At 44.9% G+C, this 7395-nt stretch carries 7 protein-coding genes and 2 pseudogenes; 6 read left to right on the top strand and 3 right to left on the bottom strand.

What is annotated here, in order from left to right:
• The 6 genes and pseudogenes from BLV25_RS17605 to BLV25_RS17145 form a co-directional block, all read left to right on the top strand.
• A pseudogene (locus tag BLV25_RS17605) lies at positions 1-297 on the top strand (ABC transporter substrate-binding protein); the annotation flags it as partial.
• 61 nt (positions 298-358) lie between these two features.
• A complete protein-coding gene (locus BLV25_RS16505) occupies positions 359-1318 on the top strand; it encodes an ABC transporter permease (protein ID WP_256335788.1) in 960 nt (319 codons plus the stop codon).
• A 53-nt stretch (positions 1319-1371) separates the two neighbouring features.
• Positions 1372-2130 carry an ABC transporter permease gene (locus BLV25_RS16500; RefSeq protein WP_256335787.1) on the top strand — a complete coding sequence of 253 codons (759 nt, stop codon included), beginning with the start codon at positions 1372-1374 and terminating at the stop codon, positions 2128-2130.
• 371 nt (positions 2131-2501) lie between these two features.
• Positions 2502-3866: an aromatic ring-hydroxylating oxygenase subunit alpha gene (locus BLV25_RS16495; RefSeq protein ID WP_092735449.1), complete on the top strand. Its 1365-nt coding sequence runs from the start codon at positions 2502-2504 to the stop codon at positions 3864-3866.
• A complete protein-coding gene (locus BLV25_RS16490) occupies positions 3859-4398 on the top strand; it encodes an aromatic-ring-hydroxylating dioxygenase subunit beta (RefSeq protein ID WP_092735448.1) in 540 nt (179 codons plus the stop codon). Before BLV25_RS16495 ends, BLV25_RS16490 begins: the two co-directional genes overlap by 8 nt.
• A gap of 14 nt (positions 4399-4412) precedes the next feature.
• Positions 4413-4847: a hypothetical protein gene (locus BLV25_RS17145; RefSeq protein WP_143114520.1), complete on the top strand. Its 435-nt coding sequence runs from the start codon at positions 4413-4415 to the stop codon at positions 4845-4847.
• Positions 4848-4925: 78 nt separating this feature from the next.
• Here BLV25_RS17145 and BLV25_RS17140 read toward each other — a convergent pair whose 3' ends face one another.
• The 3 genes and pseudogenes from BLV25_RS17140 to BLV25_RS17600 all read right to left on the bottom strand — a co-directional run.
• Positions 4926-5135, bottom strand: a complete 210-nt coding sequence (locus BLV25_RS17140; protein ID WP_143114519.1) for a hypothetical protein — start codon at positions 5133-5135, stop codon at positions 4926-4928.
• Between the two features lie 624 nt (positions 5136-5759).
• Positions 5760-7016, bottom strand: coding sequence for a Zn-dependent hydrolase (locus tag BLV25_RS16485; protein WP_218128663.1), 1257 nt, complete (start codon positions 7014-7016; stop codon positions 5760-5762).
• 82 nt (positions 7017-7098) lie between these two features.
• A pseudogene (locus BLV25_RS17600) lies at positions 7099-7395 on the bottom strand (ABC transporter substrate-binding protein); the annotation flags it as partial.

Below are 7395 nucleotides of genomic sequence, written 5' to 3'. Positions count from 1 at the left end.
GGCGCTCTCGCACAGCGTGACGGGATGTATATCCCGAAAAATCTCGATCCAGGGCAAACGTATTGGGGGCAGAAATTCATCAACTACGCAGCAGCTGCCGAAAATATCGGTTCATTCTCCGGGGGAGTCGGTGGCGCACCACTGCATCCAGATGCCGAAATACCCAGTTATATGGAAGGGAACAATGCTTTCCCAACAAGTCAGGAGGAGTTTAACAGCCTAATCACTATCTCGCCCAGACAAGCCGTCGAATATGGTTCGAGTTGGGGTACCCAATTTAGCAATATTATGGAATAACTGAACGAATCTATAATTATAGATCGATTGCAAAATAATCACCGATATACGGCAAGTACATATGGAAATTCGAGAATCAGTACACCAGAAACGTCTAGAAGTCCAGTGGGAGATAATGGACTTAATTATCTCCTTGAAACAACGATCACCAATTGACTTTGAAAGCAGCTATGAGCGACAGGGATACTATTTGTTCCTCCCAGCCATTTTGCTCATCGGATTTTTGTTTGTTGGTCTCTTCGTTTTGTTACGGTACAGTTTTCTCACCTATGATCCGCTTGAATTTTTGATCTATTCGTACACAACTGAAAACTGGCAACGGTTCATCGAGACTCAAGCGGTACATTCAATCTTCCAACGGACACTGAGTTACTCAATCATCACCACCGTGCTTACTGTCGGGTTAGCAATTCCATATGCATATATTATCATACGCACAGACCGGAAAGTCTTCCAGTATCTGTTAATGGTTGCTCTGTTTGTCCCGTTCTTTACTGGTCCTATCATTCGGGCATATGGTTGGCTGATTGTGATGGGTCAGAACGGCATTGTTAACTGGTTGTTGAATACATTCGGTAGTAACCCGGTTGATCTAATTGGTAGTGATCTTGCCGTAATTATCGGCCTGGTACATCATATGTTTGCCTACGCCGTGCTTATGCTTTCTCCGGCAATTGCCAATATCAACCAAGACCTAGAACGGGCAGCCAGTAACTTAGGAGCAAATCGGTGGGAGACTTTCCGTTACGTTATTCTTCCTCTGGCAAAGCCTGGACTAACATCTGCCACTGTGGTTGTGTTTAGTATTACTATGGTGACCTTCGCAATCCCACAGCTTCTCGGAGCTGGCAGCAAGGACGTTGTTTCAAACCGTATTTTCACCAAACTATTTGCTGATGGGAATTATCCATTTGCAGCGGTTCTCAGTCTCGTTCTTCTGCTACTCACGTCTGTCTTCGTCGTCATCATCTTCCGATTGTACGGTATGGGACAACTCAGCTTTGACCAGGAGGCAGCATGAATCTTCATTACGTACGTCGAATGATGTCAAGTAAGCATCGGTTCATTTTCACAGTGGCCGTCTTGGAGATTATCTTCCTTCTTTTGCCCACTGTTATTATCTTGGTAACCTCATTTGGATCGAGTTCAATCATTACGTTCCCACCAGAGGAATTTTCATTGAAGTGGTATCAGGCACTGCTAGATTCAGATAATTATCTATCAGCATTTACGCGGTCCTTATTCGTAGCAACGTTCAGTACGGCCGTTAGTATTCCTGTTGGTGTGATGGCTGCAATTGGACTCCACCGTTACGATCTCCCATTCAAGAATGTTCTACAACTCTATCTTTTGATTCCGTTTATGATCCCTCTCGTCGTTTCCGGAGTGATTCTACTCATCATCTTCGGCCAACTGGGTTGGTTGGATCATCTTTGGTCAGTCGGACTTGCGTTGGCTATCGTCAACATCCCGTTTATGATTTGGAGCGTTTCATCCAGTGTGAACGCACTTGATAATCGACTGGAAGACGCAGCAAAGAGTTTGGGGGCGGAAGAGTTACAAACATTCATTTATGTGACTATTCCTGCCCTTATGCCTGGTATCATTATGGGTAGTCTGTTGACCTTTATGTTAGGACTAAATGAGTTCATCGTTAGTCTCATCATAACCTCAACGGGAACAATTACTTTGCCTGTAGAGATCTACACTTCGATCCGTGGCAGTATTAGTCCAGTCATTTCGGCTATCTCCAGCGTATATATCTTTATTGCCATCTTAGCTATGGTCGTTACCGATAAACTTGTAGGTCTAGAACAGTTCCTTCGATCATAGGATTCTCTACCCGTTTGGTGGTCGATACCCGACCCCATCTGACGTGGATGTGGTTTCTGTTTTTTCCGCAAGATCACTATCAGGCTCGACGACCGACTTTTGCCTTCTTTTTTCGATCCAGCTACTGATTGTTCGTATCATTACCACGGTATTGATCCACATTTGGTTTAACGCTATGGGGTAAAGGTGTTTAACTTTAGCGTAGAGAATACGGCCGAGCAAGATCGAGCTGGTGAATCATTTCCCCTTCACGTCAGTTGGTATCCGGTTCACCGTATTGAACACTTCTTCGCGCTATGAGAGTATATAAATGCATAACCAAGTGGCACTATTGTATCTAACATCTTTGCTAACAATTGAACAGATGTACTATGGCGACCAAGGAAGTAACCGACGACACTCCTACCCGCCTCGAGCGAGTCATCGAAGAAGTTGGTGATATAACTGGGACGGGTGAGATCCCGACACAGATTCATAATGACTCCGATATATTCGATTTAGAGCTCCAACGAATTTATGCTCGAAATTGGATTTTCATCGGACACGAATCAGAGATTCCGGAACCAGGAGACTATGCGAAAAGATATATCGCTGATAACCCTGTGATATTTGTTCGTGATGAAAATGGAGAAATCCAAGTCCTATTCGATTCATGCCGCCATCGAGGAACGACCGTAGTTCGAGCAGAACAAGGGAATACTACGCATTTCCGTTGTCCCTACCATAACTGGACGTATAAAAATACTGGTGAGCTGGTTGGAGTCCCACACAAAGAAGAGTGCTATAAAGAAATGGATACCTGTGAATTTGCGCTCCAGTCTCCAGCACAAGTTGACACGTATGCAGGTCTTGTCTTTGCCTCTATCTCCGATGATGCACCGTCGCTTGAGGAATACCTCGGCGATTTTAAGTGGTATCTGGATATCAACCTAAAATTCGCAGAGGGTGGACTCGAAGTCGTTGGTGAACCTATTCGGTGGGAAGCAGATACTAACTGGAAAATTGCGGCGGATAATTTTACTGGTGATGCGTATCATGTGCCAGCTGCACACAGATCGACGATGGATCTGGACATATTCCCTTCAGATCTGACCGCACTTGCTGGCAACCGAACATCTCTTGACGTGACCAATTGTAGTGGCCATGCCTGTTCTCTATCTTACTTTGAGGAGAGCCCTGGTGGTTATCCAGAGGAGATCTTCACCGACGAACATCTCTCCGACAAACAATATATGATTTCGAAAAACCACGTTTCAATTGTAGGTACGATATTTCCCAACCTATCGTTTAACAATACACTGAAAAATGCGGATCCAGACAATCGGGAACTAACAAAATTCCTGACGATCCGTAAGTGGCAGCCGATCAGCCCAGAAAAGACGCAAATCTGGAACTGGATTCTCGTCCCGAAGAACGCATCACAGGAATTCAAAGATCGAGCGTACGACACCGGTATTTCTACGTTCAGTGTTTCTGGCAATTTCGAAGTAGACGATTTTGCGGTATGGGATGGTATTACTGAAGCAGCGGGTAGTACCTTCGTTCGGGAAATGGAACGGAAATCCAACTATCAGATGGGAATTGGTGAGATGAGTGATGCAGAGAATATTTCCGAGGATTGGGAGGGTCCAGGTGATGTTATCAACTCTGCATTTGAGGATGGAACAATGCAGACATTCTATCGGAGTTGGTACCGAGCAATGAAGGGTCAAAAAATCGGTGATTCAAATGAGTAAATCCGAGAACAGAACGAGTATGGAAAATTTTGAGCTTCAATTAGAGTGTACTAATTTCCTGAACCATGAAGCAGCACTCCTGGATGATAATCGTCTACACGACTGGTTTGATTTACTTACTGAAGATATTGACTATCGTGTACCTCGACGGGTTACTCGAGAGAGAAATTCAGAAGTTTCGGAGTTTAGTGAAGAGGGCTATCTCTATCGCGACGATCACGGAACACTATCTACCCGCATCGACCGGTTCGACAACGATTATGCTTGGGCGGAAAATCCTCCGTCTCGGACTCGACGACTTGTCTCCAATATTCGACCTGAGGAACTGCCTGATGACGACGTCGACGATGTCATCGTAAAAAGCAATCTGATGCTCTATCGGAGCCAAGGTGATACAACTGACTATGATCTTATCGTTGGGGAGCGTGAAGACCGATTGCGTCGTTTGGATGGCGAATTTAAGCTCTCCGAGCGGGTAGTGTATCTTGACCAGTCGATTCTGGACAGTCGAAATCTTTCCTTCTTCTTGTAAAATAAAGAGTAATTATGAATCAAACTCTACTCACAGAACTAGATGGAACAGACACAACTATTCGAATTAGCCGAGTTGAAACACCGAAAGGTGAACGCCTCAAGATCGCCACACCGACTGAATCGATTGCGCTGGATGCAGTAGCTTTGGAAGCCCTCACGTGGCAGGATAACGCCAAGTTGGCCAACCTTTCGGATACTACCGGAAATACGAATATAACCCATTTTGGGCCAGAGAACACATCTGCCACAACACGTTTGACAGCGGTTTCAAATGAATTCGGTTTTGTAGTTGTCTCTGAAGAAAAAACGGATGAGGATATTTGGATAGATCTTCGAGCAAAAAAACAAGATGAATCGATTCAGCTGTGTCCTGATGAGCTAGAAATGATTGCGCATCTAGATATCGATATATTCACAGATTGGATCAAAACGGATCTGCACAACTAACCTCTGATTGTGGCTTTCTGGGATTTGATTCGTTTAGAAAGACGTTTCCCGGCTGTTTTCGCTTCGAAGACGGATTAATCATATCTCAATACCATCTAGTCTGCAATTTTTCGGATACAGAAGACGAGTTAATTCTGACTCTGAGAGGATTCCTGAACCGTTGGTAGCGTTGTCTTCAGAATTGAGTGCTTCAGCGACACTCTCCCGGTTCTTTTCGACCACTATCTCGGTTAGTTTGATATCTGTCTTCTCTAGGATAGTGGCGTTCGTGTATTCTTCTGAAGGCATAGATACACGCCGAATTCATATTATCGTTAATCAATCGTTCCTAGGATTGATCCTTCTCCACGTCTTCTATACAAACTGAATAGCGGAATTATTGTACATTCTATTTCCTTCACCGTTACACAAGTATATCCGTAATCCTGTTGAGTCAGCTCTATATTAAATAAAAATGATGGGAAGCTAAAAAACCACGGGAAGATCGTTTGGTATCGATGTGATGATTCTCAAATACGCGCACGACACCGATGGATATGTTATCGAGAGTTCCGCTTCAGTGATGCCGTGAGAGACCTGAATGCGTTCAGCGCGACCTCTCACAGAAGGAACACGGATTTTCAAAATAGGAGGAACAGCAGAAGGTCGTTGTTCGCGTTACAACGGGATGAACAAAATCGACGGGAGTCTTCACAAGTTGTCGAACCATTACGCTTTCCAGTACGACTCGATTCCTACGGATACCTCCATATCTGCGAAGTGCGTCGTACAAACGGAAAACCACATTCCAGCAGTCGACGACTTCTGGTTAGCAGACAGAACTCGGAGATTCTGATGACACTTTGAGAAGCGGACTATGGAAGTGGTGAGTAGAGTGAGGTAGTTCACTTTATATTCAGGATGCTCTATAGTCTACTCGGTAGCTAGATTTGCCATCGTTGTAGCTAACACATTTGTCGCGGCGGCACAGTCTTCCCATTTTGTCCACTCCTGTGGCGAGTGCGAGTAACCCCCTTCTGAGGGTGCAAATATCATACCGACATCAGTCTCTCTAGCCAAGTTCGACGTATCGTGAAGTGCCGATGAATACATTTTCGTATTGGGAATTTCCATCCGTCTTGCAGCGTTAGATACCGTCTCGACACATCGTTTATTCATCTGAGTGGGAGGTGCTAGAATTGTACTTTCAAATGATACTTCCACAGATCGGTTACGTTTGATTCGGGCAGTGCTTTTTCGGCACTGATCGATAATCGATTCAATCGAGGCCCTCTTAATATCACGAATATCAGATTCTAATTTAACATTACCGGGAACAACATTAGTCGCATTTGGTGAAACATCGATTGCTCCGACAGTGCTAACCGCGGTAGGACTATCGGTATTTACCATATCTTGGGCTATTCGTTCGTTATCAAGAATGAACTCAGCCGCTGCGACAAGCGCATCTTGCCGATCGTACATTGGTGTTGCGCCAGCATGATCAGCCATACCATTAATGAGTGTCTTACACTGTGCAATTCCAGCAATGTCTTCTATAATTCCAATCGTTTTTTCTGTATTTTTCAGATACATTCCTTGCTCCACGTGAAGTTCGATCCATACATCCCATGACGAGGGATCTAAAAGTCCGTCACCACAGTAACCAATTTGCTCAAGTTCCGACTCGAGTGTTCGTCCGCCATTGTCTCTGAGATTAAGTGCGTCGTCAACAGGATAGGTACCCGTTGCAACAGCAGATCCGAGAAGTCCAGGGCCGAATCGGCCACCTTCTTCTTCAGTCCATGAAACTACCTTTATTGGCTTGGTTGGTTCAATATCGGCGTCCTGCATCGCTCGCACAGCTTCGAGTGCCCCATAGACACCGAGGGGGCCATCGAATATCCCTCCGTATGGTACGGAGTCGAGATGACTTCCCGCTACTACCGCTGATGCATCTTCATTTACACTTGACGGCATCCATCTGCCAACGATGTTTCCAATGGAATCAACTCGCACGTCTAAGCCAATTGATTCCATTTGCTCAACGAATCTATCTCGAACACGACGATTATCCTTGGTTCCCGTTAGGACGGTTCGACCCCACCCCTCGTCAGTTTCAACTTGACCGATGCGTCCGTTTTCTTCAATATCTTTTCGGAGCCGTTCCTGATCCACTTCAATATTCATAGTATTGTTAATATTCTAAGTGATATTCTGAATCTGTAATAACTAGCTTAGAATTCCATATTAAGTTGTTAAATTGGTTCTTTTATTCAAGAATATTATTGAATTTGGTTCCCCAGGCGGCACCATATTCAGCCGTTTTCCCCGGTGGGACGGTGATCATTCTGTCAAATTCTTCCTGACTCGTTGGGAATGCATCATTTTGTTCCATATAGTCCGGTATCGTGGCGTCGGGGTGTAATGGCGCTCCACCAACTTCTTTCCCAAACGCACCGATATTTTCGGCAGCTGCTGCGTAGTTGATGAATTTCTGCCCCCAATACGTTTGCCCTGGATCGAGATTTTTCGGGATATACATCCCGTCACGCTGTGCGAGAGCGCC

Source organism: Halopenitus persicus (assembly GCF_900107205.1).
GTDB classification, from domain to species: Archaea; Halobacteriota; Halobacteria; order Halobacteriales; family Haloferacaceae; genus Halopenitus; species Halopenitus persicus.
Note: the sequence above shows the minus strand (reverse complement) of the source record. Positions and strands in the feature narration are given on the sequence as shown.

Coding starts and splice junctions, on each gene's coding strand:
- BLV25_RS17140 (WP_143114519.1), bottom strand. CDS start 5,135: ATGCCTTCAGAAGAATACACGAACGCCACTATCCTAGAGAAGACAGAT.
- BLV25_RS16485 (WP_218128663.1), bottom strand. CDS start 7,016: ATGAATATTGAAGTGGATCAGGAACGGCTCCGAAAAGATATTGAAGAA.
- BLV25_RS17145 (WP_143114520.1), top strand. CDS start 4,413: ATGAATCAAACTCTACTCACAGAACTAGATGGAACAGACACAACTATT.
- BLV25_RS16495 (WP_092735449.1), top strand. CDS start 2,502: ATGGCGACCAAGGAAGTAACCGACGACACTCCTACCCGCCTCGAGCGA.
- BLV25_RS16505 (WP_256335788.1), top strand. CDS start 359: ATGGAAATTCGAGAATCAGTACACCAGAAACGTCTAGAAGTCCAGTGG.
- BLV25_RS16490 (WP_092735448.1), top strand. CDS start 3,859: ATGAGTAAATCCGAGAACAGAACGAGTATGGAAAATTTTGAGCTTCAA.